The organism is Candidatus Baltobacteraceae bacterium (genome assembly GCA_035502855.1).
Taxonomy (GTDB): Bacteria; Vulcanimicrobiota; Vulcanimicrobiia; order Vulcanimicrobiales; family Vulcanimicrobiaceae; genus Aquilonibacter.
The window spans coordinates 67136-90557 of record DATJTX010000026.1; the positions used below are offsets into that span (position 1 = coordinate 67136).

23 protein-coding genes and 1 riboswitch are annotated in these 23422 nt (G+C 63.8%); of the genes, 21 read left to right on the forward strand and 2 right to left on the reverse strand.

The window, feature by feature from the left end; translation table 11 throughout:
- Window positions 1-13: 13 nt before the first annotated feature.
- Window positions 14-167: riboswitch (cobalamin riboswitch) on the reverse strand.
- A gap of 65 nt (window positions 168-232) precedes the next feature.
- From VMF11_11115 to VMF11_11125, 3 genes are read left to right on the forward strand one after another with little or no spacing between them, the layout of a single operon-like run.
- Window positions 233-1054 (forward strand): helical backbone metal receptor, encoded by an 822-nt coding sequence (locus tag VMF11_11115; protein ID HTU70856.1) that lies wholly within the window; start codon window positions 233-235, stop codon window positions 1052-1054.
- Window positions 1048-2043, forward strand: a complete 996-nt coding sequence (gene hflX / locus VMF11_11120; GenBank protein ID HTU70857.1) for a GTPase HflX — start codon at window positions 1048-1050, stop codon at window positions 2041-2043. The genes VMF11_11115 and hflX overlap by 7 nt, the downstream gene beginning before the upstream one ends.
- Window positions 2034-2723 carry a serine protease gene (locus tag VMF11_11125; GenBank protein ID HTU70858.1) on the forward strand — a complete coding sequence of 230 codons (690 nt, stop codon included), beginning with the start codon at window positions 2034-2036 and terminating at the stop codon, window positions 2721-2723. The genes hflX and VMF11_11125 overlap by 10 nt, the downstream gene beginning before the upstream one ends.
- On the opposite strand, the gene VMF11_11130 is transcribed toward VMF11_11125, so the two are convergent.
- The gene (locus VMF11_11130) at window positions 2711-3841 is read right to left on the reverse strand and encodes a potassium channel family protein (GenBank protein ID HTU70859.1); all 1131 of its coding nucleotides are present in this window, start codon (window positions 3839-3841) and stop codon (window positions 2711-2713) included. The genes VMF11_11125 and VMF11_11130 overlap by 13 nt on opposite strands.
- Before the next feature lie 41 nt (window positions 3842-3882).
- Between VMF11_11130 and cobU the strand changes: the two genes are divergently transcribed.
- Window positions 3883-4458: a bifunctional adenosylcobinamide kinase/adenosylcobinamide-phosphate guanylyltransferase gene (cobU, locus tag VMF11_11135; GenBank protein ID HTU70860.1), complete on the forward strand. Its 576-nt coding sequence runs from the start codon at window positions 3883-3885 to the stop codon at window positions 4456-4458.
- 9 nt (window positions 4459-4467) lie between these two features.
- Complete coding sequence (locus VMF11_11140; protein HTU70861.1) at window positions 4468-6054, forward strand: Na+/H+ antiporter; 1587 nt, start codon at window positions 4468-4470, stop codon at window positions 6052-6054.
- 54 nt (window positions 6055-6108) lie between these two features.
- Here the strand turns inward: VMF11_11140 and VMF11_11145 are convergent, their stop codons facing one another.
- On the reverse strand, window positions 6109-6606 hold the full coding sequence (locus VMF11_11145; GenBank protein ID HTU70862.1) for a carboxypeptidase-like regulatory domain-containing protein: 498 nt from the start codon (window positions 6604-6606) through the stop codon (window positions 6109-6111).
- A gap of 121 nt (window positions 6607-6727) precedes the next feature.
- Between VMF11_11145 and VMF11_11150 the strand changes: the two genes are divergently transcribed.
- The 16 genes from VMF11_11150 to VMF11_11225 all read left to right on the forward strand — a co-directional run bounded on the left by VMF11_11150 (window position 6728) and on the right by VMF11_11225 (window position 23192).
- A complete protein-coding gene (locus tag VMF11_11150; protein ID HTU70863.1) occupies window positions 6728-7081 on the forward strand; it encodes an NADH-quinone oxidoreductase subunit A in 354 nt (117 codons plus the stop codon).
- The gene (locus VMF11_11155; GenBank protein ID HTU70864.1) at window positions 7072-7551 is read left to right on the forward strand and encodes an NADH-quinone oxidoreductase subunit B family protein; all 480 of its coding nucleotides are present in this window, start codon (window positions 7072-7074) and stop codon (window positions 7549-7551) included. The genes VMF11_11150 and VMF11_11155 overlap by 10 nt, the downstream gene beginning before the upstream one ends.
- Before the next feature lie 80 nt (window positions 7552-7631).
- Entirely contained in the window at window positions 7632-8228 is a 597-nt protein-coding gene (locus tag VMF11_11160; GenBank protein HTU70865.1) for an NADH-quinone oxidoreductase subunit C, read from the forward strand.
- A gap of 2 nt (window positions 8229-8230) precedes the next feature.
- Complete coding sequence (gene nuoD / locus VMF11_11165; protein HTU70866.1) at window positions 8231-9445, forward strand: NADH dehydrogenase (quinone) subunit D; 1215 nt, start codon at window positions 8231-8233, stop codon at window positions 9443-9445.
- Window positions 9446-9746: 301 nt separating this feature from the next.
- The gene (locus tag VMF11_11170; protein ID HTU70867.1) at window positions 9747-10559 is read left to right on the forward strand and encodes an NAD(P)H-dependent oxidoreductase subunit E; all 813 of its coding nucleotides are present in this window, start codon (window positions 9747-9749) and stop codon (window positions 10557-10559) included.
- Complete coding sequence (gene nuoF, locus VMF11_11175) at window positions 10546-11805, forward strand: NADH-quinone oxidoreductase subunit NuoF (GenBank protein HTU70868.1); 1260 nt, start codon at window positions 10546-10548, stop codon at window positions 11803-11805. The genes VMF11_11170 and nuoF overlap by 14 nt, the downstream gene beginning before the upstream one ends.
- 187 nt (window positions 11806-11992) lie before the next feature.
- The gene (locus VMF11_11180; GenBank protein ID HTU70869.1) at window positions 11993-13942 is read left to right on the forward strand and encodes a molybdopterin-dependent oxidoreductase; all 1950 of its coding nucleotides are present in this window, start codon (window positions 11993-11995) and stop codon (window positions 13940-13942) included.
- Complete coding sequence (gene nuoH, locus VMF11_11185) at window positions 13935-14918, forward strand: NADH-quinone oxidoreductase subunit NuoH (protein ID HTU70870.1); 984 nt, start codon at window positions 13935-13937, stop codon at window positions 14916-14918. Before VMF11_11180 ends, nuoH begins: the two co-directional genes overlap by 8 nt.
- A 3-nt stretch (window positions 14919-14921) precedes the next feature.
- Entirely contained in the window at window positions 14922-15518 is a 597-nt protein-coding gene (nuoI, locus tag VMF11_11190; GenBank protein HTU70871.1) for an NADH-quinone oxidoreductase subunit NuoI, read from the forward strand.
- The gene (locus VMF11_11195) at window positions 15515-16117 is read left to right on the forward strand and encodes an NADH-quinone oxidoreductase subunit J (GenBank protein HTU70872.1); all 603 of its coding nucleotides are present in this window, start codon (window positions 15515-15517) and stop codon (window positions 16115-16117) included. The genes nuoI and VMF11_11195 overlap by 4 nt, the downstream gene beginning before the upstream one ends.
- Complete coding sequence (gene nuoK, locus VMF11_11200; protein HTU70873.1) at window positions 16117-16431, forward strand: NADH-quinone oxidoreductase subunit NuoK; 315 nt, start codon at window positions 16117-16119, stop codon at window positions 16429-16431. Before VMF11_11195 ends, nuoK begins: the two co-directional genes overlap by 1 nt.
- Window positions 16432-16445: 14 nt before the next feature.
- Window positions 16446-18467 carry an NADH-quinone oxidoreductase subunit L gene (gene nuoL, locus VMF11_11205; GenBank protein HTU70874.1) on the forward strand — a complete coding sequence of 674 codons (2022 nt, stop codon included), beginning with the start codon at window positions 16446-16448 and terminating at the stop codon, window positions 18465-18467.
- Between the two features lies 1 nt (window position 18468).
- Window positions 18469-19854, forward strand: coding sequence for an NADH-quinone oxidoreductase subunit M (locus VMF11_11210; protein HTU70875.1), 1386 nt, complete (start codon window positions 18469-18471; stop codon window positions 19852-19854).
- Window positions 19851-21281 carry an NADH-quinone oxidoreductase subunit N gene (locus VMF11_11215; protein HTU70876.1) on the forward strand — a complete coding sequence of 477 codons (1431 nt, stop codon included), beginning with the start codon at window positions 19851-19853 and terminating at the stop codon, window positions 21279-21281. Before VMF11_11210 ends, VMF11_11215 begins: the two co-directional genes overlap by 4 nt.
- Window positions 21278-21700 carry a MarR family transcriptional regulator gene (locus VMF11_11220; protein HTU70877.1) on the forward strand — a complete coding sequence of 141 codons (423 nt, stop codon included), beginning with the start codon at window positions 21278-21280 and terminating at the stop codon, window positions 21698-21700. The genes VMF11_11215 and VMF11_11220 overlap by 4 nt, the downstream gene beginning before the upstream one ends.
- Window positions 21701-21992: 292 nt before the next feature.
- The gene (locus tag VMF11_11225) at window positions 21993-23192 is read left to right on the forward strand and encodes a tetratricopeptide repeat protein (GenBank protein ID HTU70878.1); all 1200 of its coding nucleotides are present in this window, start codon (window positions 21993-21995) and stop codon (window positions 23190-23192) included.
- Window positions 23193-23422 lie beyond the last annotated feature (230 nt).

Below are 23422 nucleotides of genomic sequence, written 5' to 3' on the forward strand. Positions count from 1 at the left end.
CAGCGGCTTGCAGCGGTATCCTGACTTGCGGATCGTAGCGATTGCTCCGTGCCTTCCCACCGCTTTAGCGGGCAAAGCGTTAGCTTTGACCGATAAAGCTGCAGTGGCGGCGAAGCGGCTCCCCGCATACAGTGGCGCGACCGTGCCGGCATCTCACCGGCTTCCCGCGCGGCAAACCTGGATCGCGGATATTGGAGAGGCGGGTGGCGTTACCTGCCGCGAAGGGAGCCTGGTGCTCCTGCACCTCCTGCTTGCGCTACGTATCGTTACGCTCACGCCGGCCCTGGCCGAAGACGTCGCCGCGATCGGCGCGCGCGCGCAGCTCGTCGGTGTCTCGGAATTTTCGGATGACGTACCGAACGCGGCCACCTTGCCGCGCGTCGCCGATTTTACGAGCGTCGACGCGGAGCGGATCATCGCCCTTCATCCCGATCTCGTCGTCGGCATTCCCTCGCAGTCGCGGCTCGTCGCGCCTTTGCGGCGCCTTGGAATCCGCGTCGTCTTGATCGCCGACAACACGTACGACGACATCTTCATCGATCTGCGGACGCTCGGCGCGTTGACCGGTCACGCGGCAGGGGCTCGAGCGGAGGTCGCGCGGCTGCAGGCGCAGACGGCGCGTCTTCGCGCCGGTGTGATTCGGCGCACGTATCGTCCATCGGTTTTCGTCGCCGTCGGAGCAAGTCCGATTTGGACCGTGGGTCCGTCGTCGTACATCGCAAAGTTGATCGAGCTTGCCGGCGGAGAGGACGCGGCCGGCGACCTGCGCGCGCCGTGGGGCCAATATAGCGGCGAGGCGCTCCTGCGCGTGCAGCCTGACGCGATCGTTTCCGATTCCGACGCGGGCCTGATCGCGGTCGAAGACCGCGAGCCGTGGCGGAGCTTGCGCGCGGTGCGCGAAGGACATGTGTTCGTCATCACGGATCGGCGCGTAGACAACGCGTTCTTCCGTCCCGGACCACACTACAATGAGGGACTCCGCTGGCTGATCGAACGATTGTCGTCGCTGTCGACACCCACGACCCCGAGCGACCGCTCGACCCCGAACTGGTAGAACTCGAAGCGCTGGCCGAAGCGGCCGGCGCGCTGATCGTCGCGCGCGTCGTGCAGCGCCGCGACCATCTCGATCCCGCGACGTTGATCGGCAGCGGAAAAGCCCGCGAGATCGCGGATCTGGTGGTGGAACTCGACGCCGCACTCGTGCTCGTGCTCAACGATCTGCGCCCCCGTCAGCGCAAGAACCTGGAAAAGGTCATTCCGGTGCCGATCGCCGATCGCACGATGCTGATTCTCGACGTCTTTGCCCGTCATGCGCGCAGCCGCGAGGGGAAGCTGCAGGTCGAGCTCGCGCAGTTGCGGTATCGGCAATCGAATCTCATCGGCGTCGGCGCCGATCTCTCGCGACTCGGCGGCGGAATCGGCACGCGCGGTCCCGGTGAAACGAAACTCGAAGTAGATCGCCGGCGGATTCAGAGCCGCATCAGCGTGCTGCGGCGCCAGCTCGAGGACGTACGGCGGCAGCGCGGCACGCGGCGCGGCGCACCGCGTCGCGAGCCGCTGGTCGCGCTCGTGGGATACACGAACGTCGGCAAATCCTCGCTGCTCAACGCGCTGGCGCGAAGCGACGTGCACGTGGCCGATCAGCCCTTTGCGACGCTCGACCCGACGGTGCGGCGCGTGTACTTGGCACCCGAAAAATACGTTCGCGTAGCCGACACCGTCGGCTTCATCACCGATCTTCCCAAGGATCTGGTCAACGCGTTTCGCGCCACGCTGGAGGAACTGCGCGAGGCCGACCTGCTGGTGCACGTGCTCGACGCCTCCAATCCCGACTGGCCGCGTCAGCGCGTCGCGGTGGAGTCGCTCTTGCACGAACTCGAACTCGACGCCAAACCGCGTCTGCTCGTCTTCAATAAAATCGATGCTGTTTGTCATCCCGAGCGTAGCAGCGAAGCTGCGGAGTCGAGGGAAGCGATTCCACTCAGTGCAAAGACCGGAGCCGGACTCGATACGCTGCGGGCGAGAATTGCGCAATGCGCCTGACCGCGCTGGCGGCCGTGCTCGTCATGCTGGCGGCGTGTTCGCCGCGATATCCGGACGACCGCCGGGTCGCGCTGGTGCGGGCGATGACGCCGTCGGTCGTGTTGCTGACGATGCGGATTCCGCCGGAGAAAAAGGCAGACGGTTACGACGAGGCCTACGGCACCGGCTTCGTCGTCGCGAGCGGAACGTGGGGAAGCGACATTCTCACCGTTGAACACGTCGTCGACGGTGCATGGGACCTGCACGCCACGATCGGCAATCGCGAGGAGGTTCCGGCTCGCGTCGTCGCGGTCAACGACGATACCGACGTCGCGTTGGTGCGCACGCCGCGCGCGAATCTTCCGGCGCTGCACATCGGCGCCGCGGACGTGCGCAATCAAATCGGACGCGACGTCGGCTTGCTGGGGTATCCGATTCCGGATGAGTTCTCCGACGAGCAGTTGGGGTTGGCAACCTCGCTCGACAGCGGACTGCTTTCCTCGATTCGCAACGACGCGCTCGAAGTGACGTTGCAGATCGTGCCCGGAGAGAGCGGCGGTCCGGTGTTTTTGATCGATACCGGCCAGATCATCGGCCTGGCCGACTCACGCTTCGACGACGAACACTCGATCGGGTTTACGGTTCCTATCGGCGATGCACTTGCATTTTTGCACAAGGTCGATCGCGTTCACGGTTTTTGAAGCTTGTCCAGCTTTGCCAGCGCGCCCGGCGGCAGAATTTCGCGCATGTGATCCGTCGCGATCAGCGAACGGTCGCCCACCCATTGCAGCGGAGGAATCCAGAACCAGCCGGCGAGGGCGTTGAGATGGCCGGCGTAGCCGCTGCGCAACTCCGCGAAGCGTCTCCAGGCGCCGTCCCGGTCGTCGCGCAGCGCGAGCCCGGCTGCTTCCAATTGCGTGCACGCTTCATCGAAGTCGCGGCGCGTGATGCCGGGATCGTGCTCGCTGCCCTCGAGCCGGAAATAGCGCGCGAGATCGTGCGTCGCATGGCGGCCGATGTTGTAGAGAATGCGCGCCTCTCCCGCGTCGCACTGGACGGTCGTCATCATGAGGACCGCGCAATCGAGCAGTGTGCCGAGCGTTCCGACCCACGATTCGTAATCGTGGCTCGATCGGAAGTAGGCCAAGATCGGATAGGCGAGATGCGTCTCCATCAACGACGCGCACCAGGTCTCCGCGCTGCGCATCAACGCCGGAAGGTCCTTCGCGATGCCGATGTGCGCGGCGATCCGCAGCAAACCGACGCCGCTGGGCGGTGACCCGGCGCGAGCACCGACTGCGACGACGAATTGCTCGCGCGCCTGAAAAGCACCGAAGATCGCGAAGAGAAAGGCCGCCGTGGTGGAGATGATGCCGAATCCCGAGGCGCCGGCCGCGAGCGAGACCAAACGGGTGATGCCGGTGTTGCCGACAAAATCACCGAATCCGATCGTGAAGAACGAGGTGCCCGCAAAGTAGAACGCTTCGCCGAACGTCGTCAACGCCGGGTGAACTTGCTCGCGCAGGGCGTAGAAGATGAGACCGTACCCGATCAGGACCAGCAGCGACCACAGCATCAACATCAGAACGAGATTGAGCGGCGCGAAAACGGCGAGGAAATCCTCGCGTGCGTCCTCGTTGCGGGCATGCATGCGATTCGCCAGGGCCGGCCACACCGACCAGAGTCCCCGCGTCTGGTAGTAGCTCGGGCGGTAGCGCCGGCCGACGGCGCGGGGCACGATCACGGACTGGAAAAGATCGTTGAGGCTCGCGGCCACGAGGAGGATGCCGATGACCACGAGGACCACGCGTATCGCCATCCGCGAGTGATTCAACTCGGCAGCGGAGAAGGCTTGCTCTCATGGCGGTTACGCTGGTAACGGGGCCGGTGCGCTCGGGGAAGAGCCGTTACGTGGTCGCACTTGCGCAGTCGTCGGGCCGGCGCGTAAGTTACGTTGCAACGTCGATACGCGATTCGGGCGACGGCGAATGGAACACGCGCTTGGAACGCCACATTCACGATCGACCCGCGACTTGGGAGCTGATCGAGAGCGCGTCGCTGGCCCACGAAAGCCTCACCTCTCTCTTTCGCGACGCGACCGAGGAGCAGTGCATTATCGTCGACGCCCTCGGCACCTGGCTGGCGGCACGTATCGCGACCCACATCGACATCCTGGAACGCGATTTCGCGGCGTTCCAATCGCAGATCGACGAAGAAGCCGCGCACCTCGCGCAAGCCATGCTCGACTCGCGCGCGCAGGTGATCGTCGTCGCCGAGGAGGTCGGCTGGGACATCGTGCCGGTCGCCGTCTCGGCGCGCCTCTTCCGCGACGTGCTCGGACGGATGAAACAGCAGCTGGCCGCGCAGGCCGGCGGCGTCTTCTTGGTGGTCTGCGGGTACGCGCTCGATCTGCGCGCGCTCGGAATGACGATCTAGGCTCGCACGATGAACGAGGCGTTGCTCCTGGTCGCGCTGCTCAGCGCGATCGTCGCCTCGGCGATCCTAGCGCAGCGCTTGCGCATTCCGTATCCGGTCGCCTTCGTCGTCGTCGGGTTGATCCTCGCGTTCTTTCCCGGACTGCCGCAACCGCGCTTCGACCCACAATTATTGTTCTTGATCGTCCTCCCGCCGCTGCTCTTCTCCGGGGGCTGGAACACCGATTGGTTCGCGTTCCGACGCAATCTGCGGCCGATCACGCTGTACGCGGTCGTTCTCGTGATCGTAACGACGTTCGTGGTCGCTGCACTCGCGCACTCGCTCGCCGGCTACGGGTGGGCCGCGGCGTTCGTGCTCGGTGCGATCGTATCGCCGCCCGACGCGGTTGCCGCCGAGGCGGTTTTCGAACGGCTTGCCGTCCCGCGGCGCATCGTGGCGGTCCTCACCGGCGAGGCCTTGGTCAACGACGGAACCGCGCTCGTGATCTATCGCTTCGCGCTCCTAGCCTTCGTGACGGGCACGTTCTCACTTGCCTCGGCCCCGCTCGCCTTCGTGTTCAATATCGTCGGCGGGGTCCTCTGCGGTCTGGCGATCGGCCTGGTGATCGAGTTGGTGCTGCGCGTGCTGGCACGCTTCGAGCTCGACGACGCGACGATCTCCAACGTCGTGTTTCTGCTCGCGCCGTACGCAGCGTATCTGCCGGCCGACGCGCTGAACGTTTCCGGCGTGCTCTCGGCGGTAACGGCCGGCATCTACTCGAGCCGGCGCGCGCAAACGATCATGTCGTCCGAGGAGCGGCTCATTGCGAGCGCGGTGTGGCGCGTAATGTTGCTCGTCTTGAACGGCCTGGTCTTTTTGCTGATCGGTTTGGAACTGCCCGGAATCGTTCGCGCACTCCCCTCGCTCGCGACCGCTGCGATATTCGGTCTCGGGATCAGCCTGGTTCTGATCGTGCTGCGCATGGCCTGGGCTTATCCCGCTGCGTGGCTGCCGCGGCTCATTCCACAAATCCGCGCGCGCGATCCGCTGCCGTCATGGCGTTGGATCTTCGTGATCGGATGGAGCGGGATGCGCGGCATCGTCTCGCTCGCCGCGGCGCTCGCGCTGCCATACACCGACGCACACGGTGCGCCGCTGATACACCGCTCGGAAATCATCTTCGCCACGCTGTGCGTGATCGTGGTGACGCTCGTATTGCAAGGGCTTTCGCTCGATCCATTGATTCGCGCGCTGGGAATCAGCGAAACGCACCAGCGGCAATCGCAAGAAACGGCGATCCGTATACGCGCGCTCCAAGAAGGTGAGCGCTATCTGCGCTCGGTCGAGCCCGAGGCGCGAAAACCCGGTGAAATGGAAGCGGTCGGGCGTCTTCTCGGAGAGTACCAACGCCGGATCGAACAATTGCAGGGCCGACTCGACGACGAGGGACCCGGCGAAGCGCGCGACGAGCGCGAATCGGACCGGCGCCTCGAATTGGCCGCGCTCGATGCCGAGCGCCGTGAGATCACGCAACTCCGCCGCGAGGGAAAGATTCCCGACGATATCTTCAGTGCGATCGAATACGATCTCGACCTCGCCGGCTTACGCCTGCGCTGAGAACGTTTGTCATCCCGAGCGCAGCACTTCGCGCCTACGCTCACCATGAGAACGTTACGGCTGCGTAGATGCGAACGGCGATGGCGTGAGCGTGGGCGTTGGGCTCGCCGCCGCGCTCGGTGAGGCGCCCGGCGTGTAACCCGGTGGAACGTAGGTCGGCACGATCGTTACCGTCGGCGTCGGGGTGGCGGGCGGCGGCAATGTCGGCACCGAGTCGGGTTTGGTGATCGAGACCAGCCGCAGATAGCCGGCTTGCGCGGTTTCGTCTTTTTTCACGCGGAGCGTGTAGGACGTCGTCGTGAATCCCGGCATCCGCGCGGTCACCATTTGCAAGCCGACCGGTACGTGCGGGAGGGTGAATGCGCCCTCTGCATCCGCGGTGACGACGAAGAGCGAGCCGACCGAGACGATCGCGTCTGCGATCGGACGGTTGGTGGTCGCATCGAGAACGCGCCCCGTGACCGCACCGTAATCTTGAACGCCGACCACGCCGTTGTTGCAGCTATCGCCCATCGCGAGAAGAAAAACCAGGCCGAGAACCGCTTTGCGCATGCTACCTCTTACGATTGGATAAACGGCGGGGCCTCCGATCCGGTTCCCAGGGGTCCATTGGCTGGTTCCCTGCCCGCCAAAGGGAGGCAATTGGCGGGGCTTGTGAAAAAAATCACAAGCCATGAACCCGTATGGACCGGTTGCGATCTACCTGTGCGTCGCACTAGCTGCGGCACTGCTCTTTACCTTCTTGCCGGGACTGCTCGGCAAGGCCAAACCCAATCCGCAGAAGCAAGAGGCCTACGAATGCGGCGTTGAGCCGACCTCTGCCGTCTCCGGCCGATTTCCGGTCCGGTTCTATCTGATCGCAATGCTCTTCGTCATTTTCGACGTCGAGGCGGCCTCGTTCTATCCGTGGGCCGTGAGGATGCACGCGCTGCGTGTTTTTGGGCTGCTTGAGATGATCGTCTTCGTCATCGTGCTCGCGATCGGCTATGCCTATGTATGGAAGAAAGGGGGGTTCGTGTGGAGATAGGCCCGGGCCAATTTCTCCTCGCTCGCCTCGACGACGTCGCGCGCTGGGCGCAGAGCTCCTCGGTCTGGCCGCTCACGATGGGCTTGGCCTGCTGCGCGATCGAGATGATGACGGTCACTTCCGCCGAGTACGACATCGCGCGCCTGGGTTCCGAAGTCTTTCGCAGCTCGCCGCGTCAAGCCGACCTGATGATCGTCTCGGGGCGCGTCGCACAGAAAATGGCGCCGGTCGTCAAACGCCTTTACGACCAAATGGCCGACCCGAAATGGGTCATCTCGATGGGCGCGTGCGCGAGTTCGGGCGGAGTGTTCGATAACTATGCGATCGTCCAAGGCGTCGACACGGTCATCCCCGTCGACGTCTACGTGCCCGGTTGTCCGCCGACTCCCGACGGCCTGCTCTATGCCGTCAATTTGATCCAGCAACAAATTCGCGAAGGTGGCCGCGGCGGTATCCTTGCGAGAGCGTAGTCTTGTTTCTGTCATCCTGAGCCCTTCGACTGGGCTCAGGGTAAATTCAGCGTAGCGAAGTCGAGGGATCTAACACATCTATGCCGTCCACACAAACTCCGCCGATTGCGGGAACCGCGATCGATCCGCCCGGCGTGCGTCCGGCCATCGACGACGCGGCCATCGAGGTCGTTGCGCCGGCGGACGTGCGTGCCCGGCTCGAGACGCTCAAGGCCGAAGGCTATTCGATGCTGCTGGATCTCGGCGCCGTCGACTATCTCGGCCGTACGCCGCGCTTCGAAGTCGTCTATCATCTGCTGAAGATGCCGACGAGCGCAGCGAGCGTTGCGCAGGTCGGCAGGCCGGCGCGTCTGCGCGTGCGTTGCGGGTGCGCTGAAGGGGTGACTCTTCCGACGGTCAGCGACCTGTGGAAGTCGGCCGACTGGGCCGAACGCGAAGTCTTCGATCTGTTCGGGATCGCGTTCGACGGGCACCCCGATCTGCGCCGGATCCAAATGCCGCACGATTGGGAAGGTCATCCGCTCCGCAAAGATTATCCGCTGCGTGGTCCGGCGCGTGAACGCTCGCCGCGGCCGGCCTTCGGGCTGAAAAGCAACGTGCAGGCCGGCACTCCGCCGACAGGCCGCACCCTGGAAGCCTTGCAAGAACAAATAAAGAAAGCGCGTGAGTCCACGTGACCATGTCGACCACACCCCTCACGCCCGAGATCGTCTCGCACGAGGGCAATGCGATGGTGCTTTCGATGGGGCCGCAGCACCCTTCGACGCACGGCGTGCTGCAGATCATGCTCGAGATCGAAGGCGAGACGGTGCTGACCGCCGAGCCTGAGATCGGCTATCTGCACACCGGCATCGAAAAGAACATGGAGAACCTGTTCTGGTCGCACGGGCAGACGAACGCCGAGCGCATGGACTATCTTGCGCCCTCATCCAATGCGCTCTGCTACGTGCTCGCGGTAGAGAAGTTGCTCGGCGTCACCGATCAGATCCCCGAGCGGGCCGTCCACATTCGCGTGCTCAATGCCGAACTCAGCCGGATCGCCTCCCATTGCGTGTGGCTCGGAACGCACGGCATCGACCTCGGCGCGATCTCGGTCTTTTTCTATTGCTTCGATCTGCGCGAGAACATTCTCGACCTGCAAGAAGCCGCCGGCGGGGCACGCATGCATCCCAATTACATTCGGGTCGGCGGCGTCAACGGCGATCTTCCGGACGGATACGCCGATCGGCTCGACGCCCTGATCGCGAAGTTCCCCGGGCGCATGAAGGAACTGCGCGGCTTGCTTCAGGCCAATCCGATCTTCCAAGACCGCACGATCGACGTCGGCGTGCTCAGCGCCGCGGAAGCGGTTCAGTGGAGCGTGACCGGTCCGGCGCTGCGCGGAAGCGGCGTCGCCTACGACGTGCGCAAAGCGTTTCCGTACTGCGGTTACGATCAATACCAGTTCGACGTACCGACGCGCGCCGAGGGGGACGCCTATGCACGCTTCCTGGTGCGCCTCGATGAGATGGAACAATCGATGCGCATCATCCGGCAGGCGCGCGAGAAGCTGCGCACGCCCGGACCGTACGCGATCGACGACACCAAGATCTTCGCACCGCCGAAAGAGACGATCGTGCTCTCGATGGAGGCGCTGATCCATCACTTCAAGATCGTGAGCGAAGGCTTCCGCGTTCCGCCTGGCGACGTCTATCAGGCGGTCGAGGGGCCACGCGGCGAATTGGCCTACTACCTGGTCAGCAACGGCGAGAACCGACCGTATCGCGTGCGCACGCGCCCACCGAGCATGTACAATTTGCAATCGCTCAAGGGCATCGCTCCCGGCAACCTGATCGCCGACCTGGTGGTGATGATCGGCTCGCTCGACCCGGTCTTCGGCGAGGTGGATCGCTGATGCCGCCGCGATCGCGCGCTCAGCGTTTGCCCGCGAAACCGCTCCTCGCGTCCTTCGAGGCACTCGCGCTGCGCGCTCGTGCACCTCAGGATGACGGTTGCTCCGTCACCCTGAGGTGCGAGCCGAAGCTGCGCGCTCGTGCACCTCAGGATGACCGTTGCTCCGTCACCCTGAGGTGCGAGCCGAAGCTGCGCGCTCGTGCACCTCAGGATGACCGTTGCTCCGTCACCCTGAGGTGCGAGCCGAAGGCGAGCCTCGAAGGGTCGCATCCTGCGGGGAAGCGACAAGGGAGCGTTCGCGAGTGAGCACGACGGAAGCGTTCGATTTTGGCGCATTGGCGGCGGAGCTCAAGCCGCGATGCCAAGCCCTCGTTGCGCTCTACGAGCAGCCGCGCTCGGCGCTGTTGCCGATCATGCATCTCTTTCAGGAGCGCCAGGGCTACGTTTCGCCGGAGGCGATTCGTTTTGTGGCCGATCTGCTCGGCCTCACGGCGGCGGAAGTCGAGGCGACGGTTTCGTTCTACACTTTGCTGTTCCGCAAACCGGTCGGCAAGTACGTGCTGCAAGTCTGCCGCGGATTGATGTGCGAACTCAACGGCGCCGAGTCGATCATGTCGTATTTTCGCGAGAAGCTCGGCATCGGTACGCTCGAAACGACGGATGACGGGCTGTTCTCGTATGAAGAGGTCGAGTGCCTTGCCGCATGCGACCGTGCGACGTGCATGCAGGTCAATTTGGAATTCGTCTACTCTCTCACGCCGCAGGCGATCGATTCGATGATCGAAGCGATGCGCAACGGCACGTATCCGGTCAAACCGATGGCGCAGACGGCCAAGCCCGATCGCACCTGGAAGGTAAACCAGGACGCGAGCATCGGCACCGGGGGAAAGTCGCCGGGAACGCTCACCTCCACCGATCCCGACAATGCCGGCGGAGTCGGCGATCCGAGCGGCGCGATCATGCTCGATCACTTCGTGACGGAAAGCGCGTCGTTCGTCGCGCGCACGCGAGAGCGCTTCGTCCGCGACGCGCGCAGCATCGCCGAGATCGTGGAAGAGGAGCGTCCTTCGACAGGCTCAGGATTAAAAGGGAATGGTTCAAATGCCGGTCACTAAAATCCTGACCGCCGGGATCGGCGAGGCGGATCTGCGCGACATCGACGCGTATCGCGAGCGCGGCGGTTACAAGCAGTGGGAGCGCGCGGTGCGCGAACTCAAACCCGCCGACGTGATGGAGGCGGCCGATAAGTCGGGGCTGCGCGGCCGCGGCGGCGCGGGATTTCCGACCGGGCGCAAATGGCAGTTCTTGCCCAAGAACGACAACCCGCGCTATCTCGTGTGCAATTGCGACGAAGCCGAGCCCGGCACGTTCAAGGATCACATGCTGCTCGAGGAAACGCCGCATCTGATTCTCGAGGGCATCCTGCTCGGCGCGTACGGAATCAACTGCACGCATGCGTACATCTATATTCGCGGCGAGTTCAAGCGCGGCTTCGAGATCTTCACCAAGGCGATCGCCGACGCGCGCGCGGCCGGACTGCTCGGCGCCAATGTATTCGGGAGCAGCTATAGTATCGAGGTCACCCCGCATCGCGGTGCCGGCGCCTACATTTGCGGCGAAGAGACCGCGCTGCTCAACTCGCTCGAAGGCAAGCGCGGCGAACCTCGCCTGAAGCCGCCGTTCCCTGCGGTCGCGGGACTCTACGGTATGCCGACCGTCGTCAACAACGTCGAGACGCTCGCCTATCTCGTGCCGATCCTCGAGCGGGGCGCGGATTGGTTCGCTGCCGTCGGCAGCGAGCGCAGCAAAGGCTACAAGGTCGTCTCGATCTCCGGTCACGTGCAGAAGCCGGGCAACTACGAAGTGGCGCTCGGCACCACCCTGCGCGAGCTGATCGAGATAGCCGGCGGACTGCGCCCCGGACGCACGTTCATGGCGGTGCAGCCCGGCGGCGGTTCGTCCGCGTGCGTGTTCGAAGAACACCTCGACTGGCCGTACGACTACGAGTCGATGGCCAAAGCCGGCTCGATGCTCGGCTCGGGCGCATTCACCGTCTTCGACGACACGACCGATTTCGTCAAAGCGGCGTTGAACATGGTGCGGTTCTACGCGCACGAATCATGCGGGCAGTGCACGCCCTGCCGCGAGGGCGGCCACTGGCTCGAGCGTGTGCTGCATCGTTTCGTCGAAGGCCGCGGTCTGCGCAGCGATCTCGACATGATCAAACGCGTGGGTCACATGATCACCGGCCTCAACCTGTGCCCGCTCGGCGACTCGATCGAACCGTTCTTACTATCCGTATTCAATCGTTTCCCAGATCAGTTCGAAGCGCGCCTCCTCAAGGAAACGGTGAGGGTATGACCCCGGGGCTTTTGCTCGCGAGACGTTCGCTCGCGAAACCGCTCCTCGCGCCGCATCGTGCGGCGCTCCTGCTACCGAGTTTTTGCGCCACGTCCAATGGAAGATCGCATCCTGCGAATGGCGCAAAAACTTCGAGTTTTCGCTTAGCGAACGTCTCGCAAGCGCTTGCCCCGGAGTCATAGAGAGAATGGCTGACAGTCCAGAATTGGTAAACCTGACCATCGACGGCGTGCCGGTGAGCGTTCCGAAAGGCACGCTGCTGGTGGAGGCGGCGAAGACCGTCAAGCAAGAGATTCCGGTCTATTGCTACCACACCAAGCTCGGTCCGGCCGGATTGTGCCGCATCTGTCTGGTCGAGATCGAGGGCATGCCCAAGCTGCAGATCGCGTGCAACACGCCGGTCGCCGAGGGCATGGCGGTGCACACGCAGAGTGAGAAGGCCAAGACCGGGCGCGGCATGGTGCTGGAACTCTTCCTGGTCAATCATCCGCTGGATTGTCCGATTTGCGACAAGGGCGGCGAGTGCGATTTACAAGATTATGCGATGGCGTACGGCCGCGGATCTTCCGATGTCGCCGATCCGAAACTGAGCAAACCGAAGGGCGTCGATCTCGGCCCGACGATCGTGCTCGACGAAGAGCGGTGCGTCGTTTGTCAGCGCTGCGTGCGTTTCGACGACATCATCGCCGATGAACGGCAACTGATCGTGAAGGATCGCGGGCACAACGACATCATTGCGACCGCGACCGGCGATCCATACCGGCATCACTTCACCGGGAACGTGACCGAACTGTGTCCGGTGGGCGCGCTCACCTCGAAGACCTATCGCTTCAAATCGCGTCCGTGGGATTTGAATCGGACGCAGACGACGTGCACGCAGTGTCCGGTGGGATGCCAACAGTTCTCGGACGTGCGCTACGGCGAGCCGCTGCGCACGATGTCGGTCGAGCATGACGACGCGATCTCCGACGGCTGGCTCTGTGACCGCGGGCGCTACAACATCGGCTTCTACCGTTCTCCCGAGCGGATCACGCAGCCACTCTACCTGCGCGACGGAACCTTCGTTCAGATCGGTTGGGACGACGCCTTCGTGCTCTGGGCGCGCTCGATCCGCGACGCGCGCGGCTCGAATGCCGGCGTGGGCGCGATCGGCGGCGGGCGCCTTCTCAATGAAGAAGCGTATCTGTTGCAACACGTCTTTCGCGCGCTGGGCGTACGCAATCTCGATTGGCGCGCCGGGCGTCAGCAGCAAGCCTCACCGGGCCGGCGCTCGGGCACGTACGCCGATCTCGAACGCGCGGATGCGATCGTCATCGGCGGTCAAACGCCGGCTGAACTGGCGCCGGTGCTGTGGCTGCGCGCGATCAAGGCCAAGCGGTCCGGCGCGCAGATTCACCACGTCGACGCGGAAAACGCCGCGCAGGTCATCGCACGAATTCCCGCCGGCGCACGCTTGGCGATCGTGTGGGACGGCGTCGACCTGGCGCTCGGCAAGACACTCGCCGAAACGTCGAGCGGACGGGAGGCAAAAACGTATATCGCGAGCGAACAAGGCAACGCGCGCGGAGCCGAGGCGATGGGCATGCTGCCGATCGACGGCGGCATGGACGGCGCGCTGATGTTCGATGCCGCCCGGAGCGGTAAATTGGGCGCGCTCTCGCTCTTCGGCGTCAACCCGCTGCGCAATGCCGCGGATACGGACGGCGTGCGGGCCGCGCTCAACGCTCTGCCGTTCGTCATGGTGAGCGAACTCTTCATGACCGAGACGGCGCAGCTTGCAGACCTGGTGCTACCGGCCAAGGGCGCGTTTGAGAAGACCGGGACGACCGTGAATCTGGCCGGCGATCTTTTGCCGGTAAACGCCTCGCTGGAAGCGCCGGCCGGCCCGCTCTCCGATCTCGAGATGCTCATCGGGCTCGCGCAACAGTTCGATCTGGCGCTTCCGACCATCGAAGAACTCGACGCAGCGGTGATCGCGCGCGCAGCCTCGCCCTTTGCCGGCGAGTTCGGCGACGCGCTCTATCACAGCGGCGCGTTGCGCCAGGGCGACGAGCGCGCGCGCACGCCGCGAACGCTCTGGGACGGTGGCGGCACGGCCGCACACGACGATCGCGTGAGGGCGGTAACGCATGCCTGATTGGCTCGTCATTCTCATCAAATCGGCGATCCTGCTGCTTGTCGTCGTTACCTCGTTTGCGTATGCGATGTTGGCGGAGCGCAAGGTGCTCGGGTGGATGCAGCTGCGTCCGGGGCCCAACCGTGTCGGTCCGTGGGGGCTGATGCAACCGGCGGCTGACGCGGCGAAACTCATTCTCAAGGAAGATCTGACGCCGAAGAGCGCCGATCCGCTGATCTACCGGCTTGCGCCGTTCATCTCGCTGCTCACCGCATTTTCGGTGTACGCGATCATTCCGTTCGGCGCGGGTTCGTCGGGCACGTGGGCAATCGGCAACGTCAACGCCGGCATCCTCCTGCTGCTCGCGATTACCTCGATCGGCGTCTACGGCATCTCGCTCGGCGGATGGGCCTCGGGTTCGAAGTATCCGCTGCTGGGCAGCGTGCGCTCGACGGCGCAGATGATCAGTTACGAACTGGGAATGTCGCTCTCGCTGATCGGCGTGCTGATTCTGGCGGGCACGACCTCGCTCGACGGGATCGTCAACGCGCAGGCGCGCTGGTGGTTCATCGGCCCGCAGCTCGTCGGCTTCCTCATCTACGTGATTACCGCGGTGGCGGAGACCAATCGCGTGCCGTTCGATTTGGTCGAGGCGGAAACCGAATTGGTCGCCGGATTTCACACCGAGTATTCGGGTCTGCGCTTCGGGCTGTTCTTCATCGCCGAATACGTCAACATGCTCACCGTCTCGTGTATCGCCGCGCTGCTCTTCCTGGGCGGTTGGAACGCGCCGGTCGGCCTGGGTTCGGTTCCGATCCCGGGCATCGTGTGGTTCCTGATCAAGGTGGGAGCGTTCATGTTCTTCTACATGTGGCTACGCGCGACGCTTCCGCGTTTTCGCTACGACCGGCTGATGGCGTTCGGTTGGAAGGTGCTCTTGCCGATCGCCACGGTCAATCTCATCGTCACCGCGATCTACGTCGCGCTGCGGGGCTAACTCATGCGCAAACAACTCTACAACGTCGGGGCGATTCTCAAGGGCCTGAGCATTACGTTCAAGTTCATGTTCGCCAAGCGCCCGACGATCGAATATCCGTCGGTGAAGAAGCAGCATGCACCGCGCTTTCACGGACTGCACGAGCTGCGCCGCTACGCCGACGGCAAGGAGCGCTGCATCGGCTGCGAACTCTGTTCGAGCGCATGCCCGGCCAATGCGATTACCGTGATCGGCGCCGAGAACACGCCGGAGAACCGCGTCTCGCCCGCGGAGCGGTACGCGGCACGGTATGAAATCGACGAACTGCGCTGCATCTTCTGCGGCATGTGCGAAGAGGCGTGTCCGACCGACGCGATCGTGCTCACGCCGCGGTTCGAGATGTCGGATTACCGCCGCGGATCGTTCATCTACGCGAAGGATCGGCTGCTGGTTCCGCCGGAGGCCGGCGTCGGCACGCCACCCGACGAGCGGCCCAACGGCATTCCCTCGGATCTCGGCCGCGTCGCCGACGTCAAATCGACGGTCGACGTGCAGACCGGGTACGACGCGACGCACCGCGGCACGATCCTGAAAACCGAGCGCCGGGGACTTGCCGGATGATCCTGTATTGGGGGTTGGCGGTCGTGCTCATCGCTTCGGCGATGTGGTGCATCACGGCGCCCAAGCCCGTGTACAGCGTGGTCGCGCTGCTGCTGAATTTCGTCGCGCTTGCAGCGACCTACCTGACCCTCAACGCCGAGTTCCTCGCGGTCATTCAATTGATCGTCTACTCCGGCGCGATTCTGGTCTTGTTCCTGTTCGTGATTGCGTTGCTCTCCAGCGGGGTCGCGCCCTTTGCGACCGGCCCCGATCGTCTGCCGAGGATCGTCTATCCGGCGGTCGCACTGGTCGTGATCGCACTCGGTTTTCTGACGTGGTCGCTGGCGCATACGGCGGTCGTGACGCCGGCGAGCGCGGCCGGAGGCTCGACGCTCGGACCGGCCGGTACTGCCGGCGTGTTCGGTTCGGTGGCCGACTTCGGAACCGCGCTTTTTACGACATATCTCTTGCCGTTCGAGATCACAGCGCTGATTCTGATGGTCGCGGTGATCGGCGTCGTGCTGCTGGCAGGCGATCAAGCGCCGTACACGACGAGCAAGAAGCACGCCGAGGAAGTGCGGCGCGAGATGCGCGAAGCGATTCTGCGGGAGGGGGACTAATGGTTCCGATGACGGTCCCGGTGGCAAATTACGTCGGACTTTCGGCGGTGATTTTTTTCATCGGCGTCGCGGGCGTGCTCGTGCGGCGCAACCCTTTGATCATGCTGATGTCGATCGAACTGATGTTCAACGCGGCCAATCTGCTCTTCGCCGCTTTTGCGCGCGCCTGGTTGAATAACGCCGGACACATCTTCGTCTTTCTCGTGATCACGGTCGCTGCCGCTGAGGCGGCGATCGGCCTCGCGATCGTGGTGACCGTGTTCCGGCGCAGCGAAGTCGTCGACGTCGACAACGTCGCGCTGATGAAAGGATAGTAGGGCCGCCGACGATGCTGCATCACGTGATGGGGGTTGAGGGATCGTATCCGGTGCTGATCGCGCTCTGGCTCTTGCCGCTCGCGGGCGCGATCGTATGTTGGGCCTTCGGCCCGCAGCTGCGCCGATTGGCCGGCCCGCTGGGTTCGGCGACGATCGGCGCTTCGTTCGTCGCGACCTTGATGCTGTGGGGCTCGGCGACGCAGAAGGTCAGCACCGGCGGGGTCGATCTGGTCGGCGCGCACCAAACGCTGTTCAGTTGGTTCCCCGGCTTCGATTTCGGCCTGCTGCTCGATCCGCTCGCATTGCTCTGGACGCTGATCATCACCGGCGTCGGCTTCTTGATCCACGTCTACTCGATCGGCTACATGGACGGTGATCGCGGCTTCGCACGCTTCTTCGCGCAGATGAACCTCTTCGTCTTCGCGATGCTCACCCTCGTGCTCTCCGATAACTTCGTCGGGTTGCTCGTCGGCTGGGGACTGGTCGGCTTGGCTTCGTATTTCTTGATCGGTTACTGGTTCTTCAAGCCGAGTGCGGTTGCCGCGGCGCGCAAGGCGTTCGTGATCAACGTCGTGGGCGACGTGGGCATCATGTTCGCAATCTTTGCGATCTTTTCGTCGGTGCACTCGATCACGTTCGGCGATGCGTTTGCGTTTGCGGGCTCGTACCCCACGCCGTGGCTCTTGGTGATCTGCATCTGCCTTTTCATCGGCGCGGCCGCGAAATCGGCGCAGATTCCGCTGCATACCTGGCTTCCCGACGCGATGGAGGGCCCGACCCCCGTCTCTGCGCTGATCCACGCAGCCACGATGGTCACCGCCGGCGTGTATCTCATCGCGCGCTGCGCTCCGCTGTGGAGTCAGAACAGCGACGCGCAGGTGGTCGTCGGTACGATCGGCGGTCTCACCGCGCTGCTGGGCGCGATTCTCGGCTGCGCCCAGTGGGACATCAAACGAATCCTCGCCTACTCGACGATGTCACAGATCGGCTACATGATCATGGGCGTGGGCGTCGGCGCCTACGAAGGCGGGATCGCTCATTTCTTCACGCATGCGTTCTTCAAGGCGCAGCTCTTTCTGGGTTCGGGCATCATCATTCACGCGCTGCACGACGAGCAGGACGTGCGCCGGATGGGCGGCCTGATCAAGCGCTTGCCGTTTGCGTTCGTCGCAATGCTGACCGGCGTCATTGCGATCTCGGGTATTCCGTACATCGGAAGCGGGTTCTTCAGTAAGGATCTCGTGATCTACGGTGTGCTGGCGCACGGCTATCCGTGGCTCTACGCGCTGGGCATCGTAACCGCCGGCATCACCGCGTATTACATGTGCCGGCTGCTCTTCGTCACGTTCTTCGGCGCCTACCGGGGCGACGTCGATCCGTCCGATTTGGGCATTCGTCATCCCGAACTTGCCGGCACCCCGTCCGCTCACGACGCGGTGGCGCAAACGCACGAACCGCAAGACGTACACCACTCGCCCAGCGCGCAGTGGTTCATGATCGTTCCGGTCGCGATCCTGATCCCGTTCACGGTGCTGATCGGCTGGATCATGTTCGGCGGCGATTCTTCGCCCTGGGCGCGCTTCTTCGCCGAACAGTTCCCGCACCCGGCGCTGGCCGCGACGCCGGTGAGCGAAGGCGTGACCGGCGCCATAACCTTCGCCTGCGTGCTGGTCGGCATCGCCTTCGCGTACCTTCGCTATGGAAGCGCGGCGGCTACGGCCAACGCGATCGAATGGCTGCGCCGCGAGTCGGTTCACATGCCGGCGGTTTTGACCAACGCATTCTATTTCGATGCGGCACTCGATCTGCTCTTCGTGCGCAGTTCGCAGTTCCTCGGCACGATCTTCAGCCGGTATCTCGATCCGCACGTGGTCGACGGCGCGGTACGCGAAACGGCGATCTCGGCGCAGTGGCTCGGCGCGCTGGTGCGTTCGTTCCAGACCGGCCTGTTGCGCGCGTATGCGCTGCTCTTGGTTTTCGGCGTCGCATGCTTCGTCGTGTACTACGCGATCGTCGCGGGAGGAATTCGCTGAGATGGTGCTTGCGCTGATCCTACTGCCGATCGTCGTCGGCCTCGTCATGCTCGGGCTGCGCGACGAGCGTGGGACGGCATCGCGAGCGGCCGGAGCAATCGTGGCTGCGGCAACCTTCGGCATCGCGATCGCGGCGAACGGTCAGGAGTGGAGTTTCCGCTGGCTCTCGCGTCCGTTCGAATCCGCGTTCCACTTCGGCAATACCGGTATTTCGTATTGGCTCGTGCTGCTGCTCGCGCTGTGCACGTTCTGTGCCGTGCTCTCGGTGAACGTGCCGCGGACCGCCGCGTTCATCGGGCAGTTGCTCTTGCTCGAGGGCACGATGATGGGCGTCTTCCTGGCGCGCGATCTGCTCGTTTTCGCGCTCTTCTGGGATCTGATGCTCTTGCCCGTGTTCTTCACGCTGATCGGCTGGGGGCAACATCACGCGACGGCCTGGCGCTATTTCATCTACAACTTTGCCGGCGGCCTGACGCTCTTGCTTGCTACCGCCGCGTTCGGCGTGCTCTTCGGCTCGACCGACGTGATCGGGCGCGGCGGCGTGCATTTGATCGGCAGTTGGGTTCCGTGGATCTTTGCCGGCTTCGCGTTCGCGTTCTTGGTCAAGACGCCGATCTGGCCGCTGCATACCTGGATGCCGCTGACCTATTCCGACACGCCCGCGCCCATGGTCGCGGTTGTGAGCGCGGTGCAATCGAAAGCGGGGCTGTACGGTCTGATCGTGATCGGCATGGCGCTCATGCCGGACTATCTGCGCGCCTCGGCGTTGGTGTTCGTCGTCCTGGGCGTGATCTCGCTGCTTTACGGCGCGCTGACCGCGCTGGTGCAAACCGATACCAAGCGCGTCGTCGCGTACTCTTCGCTCTCGCATTTGGGGTTGATCGTCATTGCGATCGCCACGTTCAATCCGATCGCACTGGCCGGCGCGCTGATCTACATCATCGCGCACGGCCTCTTCTCAGCAGCATTGTTCCTGATTTTGGGATACATCGAATCACGCGAGGAGACGCGCTCGCTGACGCGGCTCGGCGGTCTGGCCGCGGTCAATCCACGCCTCGCGGGCGCGCTCACGATCGCGTCGCTGGCGGCGCTGGGATTGCCGGGCCTGGCGGGTTTCGCGGGTGAGATCGTGATTCTCACCGGCGTGTTCCAGGCTGGTTGGATCTGGGCCGTGATCCTCGCGCTCATTCCGATCGTGCTCGCCTCGGCGTACATGCTGCGTCTCTATCAGGGAATCATGAACGGACCCGAGATTCCCGATCTGCCGGTGCGCGCCGATCTTTCGTGGATCGAAGGCATCGCGCTCGCGCCGCTCGTGCTCGCGCTGGTGTTCGTCGGCGTCAACCCGCACGTGCTCACGCTCGCGGTTCAAGGGATCGTACGATGAACATCACCGTTACGAGCGCCGACTGGGGCGCCCTCGCGCCGCTCACCATCGTCGCGGTGACCGCCCTGGTGGTGTTGCTCGCCGATCTGGCGGCGCCGAAGAATCTCCATCGCGGGGTTGCGATCGGCCTTGCGGTGGCCGGTCTGCTGGCCGCGGGCATCGTCTGCGCCACGCAGTATGGCCATGATTACGCCGCCTTCGGCGGTGCGTTTATCCTCGGCGGCTTCAGCGTGGTGTTCCAAGAGATCATCCTGATCGGCGCGCTCGGTTCGGTGGTGCTCTACGGCACGACCGGCGAGCGCGCGCGTGTGTACGGCTCGATCGCGCTGCTCTTGTGGTCGACGTGCGGCGCGATGCTGATGGCCGGTGCGGGCAGCTTGATGACGATCTTCCTCGGACTCGAGCTGCTCTCGCTCGCGCTCTACTGTCTTTGCGGCGTGGCCGATCGCCCCACCGCGCGTGAAGCCGCGCTCAAGTACCTTATTCTGAGCTCAATGGCCTCAGGATTTCTGCTCTACGGGATGGCGCTGCTTTTCGGTGCAAGCGGCAGCGTGGCGCTCGCGGACCTGGTCAACCCGGCACTCGCCGGCAATCCGTTGACGTGGATGGGCGCGGGGCTCTTTCTGATCGGCATCGCGTTCAAACTCTCGCTGGTTCCGTTTCACGCCTGGTCGCCCGACGTGTACGAAGGCGCGCCGCTTCCCGTTACCGCGTTCATGAGCGTGGTGACCAAGGCCGGCACGCTCGCCGTCTTCGCGCGCTTCATCTACGCGGCGTTGCCGGCCGGCGTCGATCAACGCCTGCTCTTGCCGGTGTGGATTATTGCCGCGGTCTCGATGATCGCCGGCAACGTCGGTATGCTCGCGCAGCACGACCTCAAACGGCTGATCGCCTATTCGGGTATCGCGCAGGTCGGTTACATTCTCGCCGCCTTTGCCGGTGGAAGCGCGCTCGGCCTGCGGTACGCGATCTACTATCTCGTCGCGTACACGTTCATGAACTTGGGCGCGTTCGGCGTGGCGGCGCTGCTCTCCGACGAACACGAACAAGGCTCGCGCCTGGCCAACTACCGCGGTCTGGGATTCCGCCGCCCGGTTACGGCCGCGCTGATGACCTTCTTTCTGCTCGCTATGGCCGGCTTGCCTCCGACCGCCGGGTTCCTCGGCAAAATCCTCATCCTCTCGACCAGCGTCGATTCCGGATATGCGTGGCTCGGCGCCGTCTTGATCGTCGGGACCGCGATCTCGCTCTATGCATACGCCAAGGTCATTCGCGCGATGTATTCGCGCGATCCCCACGCGCACGCGCATGACGTGCATCCGTTCGCCCCGCTCGCGTGGATTAGCGCCGCTGCGTGCTTTGCGCTCATCCTGATCATGACGTTTTATCCCTACACACCGAGTAACGTTTTGCCGCTCGTGCGATGAGCGCCGAGCGCGACGTTGTCAAGACGCTCGGGAACACGGTCAGAACGATCCGTGCCCGCGTCGACCGCGCGCTGCAACAATCGGGCTCTCGCCTTGGACAGTATCAGGTGTTGCGGCACCTGTGGGAGATTGACGGGCTGACGCCGCGCGAGATCGCGGACCGCCTCGACGTGGAAATGCCGACGATCACCCGTACCGTGCAGCGGATGGTGCGCGACGGATTGGTTGCCCGGCAAGCACATCCGCAGGACGCCCGTTCGGTCCGTATTTATCTCACCGACCGGGGCCGCAGTCTGCAGCCGGTCCTCTCGGCGATCATCGATCGGGAGACCGAACACGCGCTGCGCGGCTTCTCACCGCACGACCGAGCGACGCTCGTACGGATTCTCGAGGGCATCTCCGAAAACTGTAAGGACTAGACGACTTTATCCGTCAAAGCTGAAGCTTTGCCGGCTAAAGTCGCGCGGCTTCGCTCGCGCTGTCGTCTCGGCTGTCAAAGGTGAACCTTTGCGAGATAAAGTCGCGCGGCTGCGCTCGCGCTGTCGTCTCGGCTGTCAAAGCTAACGCCTTGCCGGCTAAGGTCGCGCGGCTGCGCTCGCGCTGTCGCCCTAGCCGTCAAAGCTAAAGCTTTGCCGGCTAAAGTCACGGCGGATGCTGCCCAGGCGTTCTGATCGGTGTACTATGGGGTTACGAACCAAAGGAGGGCCGAGCATGAAGTTGGGCCTGTCAATCGGCGCCGCTCTCGTTGCCCTGGCACTCTTGGTCGCGGCGCCCGCCGCGGCCGACATGCAATTGTACGATAACCCATCGCTCGTCAAGTCGATCTTGGACGGTTTCCCCGCCGACCCGGCCGGAGCGATCCGTGCGACGCGGGAACGCATCGCGGCAGGCGATATGCCCGGCGCGATCAGGCGCCTCTCTGCCTACGTCATGCTGCATCCCGATGAGATCGCGCCTAAGCGCTTTCTCGGCGACCTCTACTTCCGGACCGGACAGATCGACCGGGCCGCATTTCTCTACCAAGAGATTCTCGAGCACGCGCCCAACGATCGGGAAACGCACAACCGCCTGGGCACGGTCTACGCCGAAGAGAACCGCGTCGACGACGCGATCGCGCAGTTCAACGCGGCATTGCCGGGAACGGACTCGGTCAACGACTTGGTCCAATTGCACGAACGTAAGGGCGATCTCGCGCAGTACGAGAGCGACATGGTTCGGCTCGCGCGCGATTTTCCGACCGATCCGGCGATCCAAGGTGAGCTCGGCCAAGTCTTCGAGGCAATCCGTCAGCCGGCCGAGGCGGAGATCTACTACCGCCGCGCGCTCGATGAAGATCCGCAAAATCTCACCGCCATCAACGGCTTGGGTTTGGTATTGCTCGACCTGCACGAATACGACGAGGCGATCGTGCAATTCAAGCATTGCCTGCTCATCGAGCCGGACTCATACCAGTGCGAGGACAATTTGGCGGCGACCTATCTCGAGGCGAACCGGCCCGACGATGCAAAGCGGACGCTCGATCTCGCCTTTAAACTCGCACCGGAGCGTGCCGAGACATTCGTGAACTACGGCTACTTGGCCGACATGCAGGACGACTGGCAACGCGCGGTCGCACAATACGCCAAAGCGATCGAGTTGTATCCGTATCTGCGCGAAGCGTACATCGATCTCGCGCTCGATTACCAGCGCCGTCAGCTCTACGTCTTGGAACAAGCCGTGCTCATCAAGGGAATCGCTTCCGTGCACGACGACGGACGTCTGCACGTGCTGCTCGGCGACGCGTATGAAGCGCAAGGCGATAAAGCCGATGCGCTCACGCAGTTCCACCTCGCGGAGAAGGGGAGCGATCCGGATGCCGTCGGCATCGCAACCAAGCGTGTGAGCTTACTTCAAGCCACCACCCCGCAATAGATAGCTGCGCTCGGGATGACCAAGGCACCGGCGCGGCACTTAGGGAAGCTCCGAAGAAGTCGCTGTACCGATCGCAAGGAGCATTTTCCGGTGCGAATCGAGGCGCATCCGAGGGAGCATAGCAACGCGCTCTGTGACCGAGGATGCAACGAAGACCCGCACCGGAAAATGCCCTTGCCCGAAGGGTTATGGCCGCGATGGCGCATCTCCATCGTCGTCGGCTCGGTCAC

Excerpts from the sequence above, each read along its gene's own strand:
- VMF11_11180 (HTU70869.1), top strand. The coding sequence starts at position 11,993 with ATGGCTGACAGTCCAGAATTGGTAAACCTGACCATCGACGGCGTGCCG.
- VMF11_11125 (HTU70858.1), top strand. The coding sequence starts at position 2,034 with ATGCGCCTGACCGCGCTGGCGGCCGTGCTCGTCATGCTGGCGGCGTGT.
- nuoD (HTU70866.1), top strand. The coding sequence starts at position 8,231 with ATGTCGACCACACCCCTCACGCCCGAGATCGTCTCGCACGAGGGCAAT.
- nuoF (HTU70868.1), top strand. The coding sequence starts at position 10,546 with ATGCCGGTCACTAAAATCCTGACCGCCGGGATCGGCGAGGCGGATCTG.
- VMF11_11220 (HTU70877.1), top strand. The coding sequence starts at position 21,278 with ATGAGCGCCGAGCGCGACGTTGTCAAGACGCTCGGGAACACGGTCAGA.
- cobU (HTU70860.1), top strand. The coding sequence starts at position 3,883 with ATGGCGGTTACGCTGGTAACGGGGCCGGTGCGCTCGGGGAAGAGCCGT.
- VMF11_11215 (HTU70876.1), top strand. The coding sequence starts at position 19,851 with ATGAACATCACCGTTACGAGCGCCGACTGGGGCGCCCTCGCGCCGCTC.
- VMF11_11225 (HTU70878.1), top strand. The coding sequence starts at position 21,993 with ATGAAGTTGGGCCTGTCAATCGGCGCCGCTCTCGTTGCCCTGGCACTC.
- VMF11_11150 (HTU70863.1), top strand. The coding sequence starts at position 6,728 with ATGAACCCGTATGGACCGGTTGCGATCTACCTGTGCGTCGCACTAGCT.
- nuoK (HTU70873.1), top strand. The coding sequence starts at position 16,117 with ATGGTTCCGATGACGGTCCCGGTGGCAAATTACGTCGGACTTTCGGCG.
- VMF11_11195 (HTU70872.1), top strand. The coding sequence starts at position 15,515 with ATGATCCTGTATTGGGGGTTGGCGGTCGTGCTCATCGCTTCGGCGATG.
- VMF11_11160 (HTU70865.1), top strand. The coding sequence starts at position 7,632 with ATGCCGTCCACACAAACTCCGCCGATTGCGGGAACCGCGATCGATCCG.
- nuoL (HTU70874.1), top strand. The coding sequence starts at position 16,446 with ATGCTGCATCACGTGATGGGGGTTGAGGGATCGTATCCGGTGCTGATC.
- nuoI (HTU70871.1), top strand. The coding sequence starts at position 14,922 with ATGCGCAAACAACTCTACAACGTCGGGGCGATTCTCAAGGGCCTGAGC.
- nuoH (HTU70870.1), top strand. The coding sequence starts at position 13,935 with ATGCCTGATTGGCTCGTCATTCTCATCAAATCGGCGATCCTGCTGCTT.
- VMF11_11145 (HTU70862.1), bottom strand. The coding sequence starts at position 6,606 with ATGCGCAAAGCGGTTCTCGGCCTGGTTTTTCTTCTCGCGATGGGCGAT.
- VMF11_11210 (HTU70875.1), top strand. The coding sequence starts at position 18,469 with ATGGTGCTTGCGCTGATCCTACTGCCGATCGTCGTCGGCCTCGTCATG.
- VMF11_11140 (HTU70861.1), top strand. The coding sequence starts at position 4,468 with ATGAACGAGGCGTTGCTCCTGGTCGCGCTGCTCAGCGCGATCGTCGCC.
- VMF11_11130 (HTU70859.1), bottom strand. The coding sequence starts at position 3,841 with ATGGCGATACGCGTGGTCCTCGTGGTCATCGGCATCCTCCTCGTGGCC.